General features: G+C 52.3%; 2 protein-coding genes. Both read right to left on the reverse strand.

All coding sequences use genetic code 11. The features are described 5' to 3' along the window. Window positions 1-711: acyl-CoA dehydrogenase family protein (locus ACR0P9_RS11140; protein ID WP_432620148.1), on the reverse strand; the 711-nt coding region annotated here is incomplete at its 3' end. Between the two features lie 383 nt (window positions 712-1,094). Beyond that, window positions 1,095-2,387, reverse strand: a 1,293-nt coding sequence (locus ACR0P9_RS11145) for an NAD(+) synthase (protein ID WP_432620150.1), incomplete at its 5' end; no start/stop codon positions are given.

The following is a 2,387-nucleotide window of genomic DNA, read 5'->3' on the forward strand; positions in this document are numbered from 1 at the left end:
CATAGCGATCTTGAAGCCCTGGCCTTCTCTGCCCAGCAGACGATCTGCCGGAAGAACCATGTCCTCGAATACCAGCTCAGCAGTCTGGGAGCCGCGGATACCCATCTTATGCTCGATCTTGCCGATGGAGAATCCCGGATCATCCTTATCAACGATAAATGCAGAAATACCATGATTTCTTGCAGCCTTATCGGTCATAGCGAAAATTACATAGGTGTCAGCAATGCCGCCGCCGGTGATAAATACCTTGGAGCCATTGATGACATAAGAGCCGTCTTCCTGCTTTACAGCAACAGTCTGCTGTGCTGCGGAGTCAGTGCCGGCATTCGGCTCGGTCAGGCCGAACGCACCGGTCTTGTGACCGTCGATCAGCGGACGCAGCCACTTCTCCTTCTGCTCAGCGGTGCCGTACTTGAAGATCGGCCAAGCGCCCAGCGTTGCGTGAGAAGAAATGATACAGCCGGTAGTGCCGCAGAAGCGGGATGCTTCCTCAATTGCGATAGAGTAGCAGATGGTGTCGCCGCCGGAGCCGCCCAGCTCCTTCGGGAACTGAATGCCCATCAGGCCGTACTTACGCATCTTTTCTACTGTTTCAAACGGATAACGCTCTTCAGCGTCGATCTCAGCAGCAATCGGCTCTACTTCGTTCACTGCGAACTCACGGCACATCTTCTGAACCAGTGCCTGCTCTTTTGTAAGCCTAAAATCCATACCAGTAAACCTCCCAAAAAAAATGAATTCCATGTGAAATCTGCAAACGCACATTTTGCTGATCTGGCTTTCGGCTAAAAGTACGGTGCACCTTCAGGAATGCGGGTTAATCTATGTACATGCGCACATGCACACGCTTATATTATAGCGATTCCGAAATCTTTGTCAAGAAATTCACGCACTTTTTTTGAACACTTTTTATAATTTACCAAGAATTTACCCAGTTTTTTTCACACGTTTTGCACGCACTTTTTACAACGCTATAATATTTATAGAAAATATACACTTTGTGTTCAAATGAAATTTTTAACGAAGGGGAAAAGAACCGCTAAGACGAAAAAGAGAGCAGCCCCAAATGGAACTGCTCTCCTGCTTTCTCATTCTTACAGCTGCTCGCACTGCTGCATCCACAGCGCGCTGACGGCATCCGACGGCATTCTCCAGTCGCCGCGCGGGGACAGCGTGACCGTACCGACCTTCGGGCCGTCCGGCAGGCAGGAACGCTTGAACTGCTGGATAAAGAACCGGCGAACAAACGTCGTCAGCCACTTCTTGATGGTCTCATCATCATAGACGCCGGCAAACGCATGTTTTGCCAGACGATAGATCTTCTTCGGCTCCATGCCAAAGCGCAGCAGATAATACAGATAGAAATCATGCAGCTCATACGGGCCGACAAGTTCCTCGGTTTTCTGCGAAATTTCTCCGTCCTTCGGCGGCAGCAGCTCCGGAGATACCGGCGTTGCGAGAACATCGCGCAGCACGCGGCCGGTCTCACCGCCCGCCCGCTCTGCTTCATATGCAGTCAGATAGCGAACCAAGGTCTTCGGAATCGAGCCGTTGACGCCGTACATTGACATGTGGTCGCCGTTATATGTTGCCCAGCCTAATGCCAGCTCGGACAAATCGCCGGTACCGATGACCATACCGCCGGTCTTGTTGGCAAGATCCATGAGAACCTGTGTGCGCTCGCGCGCCTGACCGTTTTCAAACGTTACCGAATGATCTTCCATGTCATGACCAATATCAATAAAGTGCTGGGTGACCGATGCGCCGATTTCAATGGTCTTGCAGGTCGTGCCATAGGCTGCCGCCAGCGTCAGCGCATTATTCTTGGTGCGGCTGGTCGTGCCAAAGCACGGCATGGTCACGGCGATAATGTCCTTTCTGTCGCGTCCCAGCATATCAAACGCATGAACGGTAACAACCAGTGCCAGTGCGGAATCCAAACCGCCGGACAGACCGACAACCGCCGTCTTTGCATGAGCATGGCGGACACGCGTTGCCAAACCGGTTGCCTGCAGCGTCAGAATCTCTTCACAGCGTTCTGCCAGATCGTCCTTATTGGACGGGACAAACGGCGTCTGAGCAATCGTTCGGGTCAGCGTGGTCTCCCGCAGCTGCATATCAAACGGAATCTCTGCGTAATCAAACACATCTTCTGTGTGGAAGGTATTCTGACGGCGGCGCTCGTAATCCATGCGCTTGACATCAATTTCCGAGATCGTCAAGCCGGTTTCAAATCGCTTGGACTGTGCGAGAATCGAGCCGTTTTCTGCAATGATATTGTGTGCGGCAAAGACCAGATCCGTTGAGGACTCGCCCTGACCGGCATCACAGTAGATATAGCCGCACTGTCCGCGTCCCGACTGCATCCGCACCAAATCGCGGCGATA

Origin of the sequence: Butyricicoccus sp., from assembly GCF_050872565.1 — a bacterium.
Taxonomy (GTDB): Bacteria; Bacillota; Clostridia; order Oscillospirales; family Butyricicoccaceae; genus Butyricicoccus_A.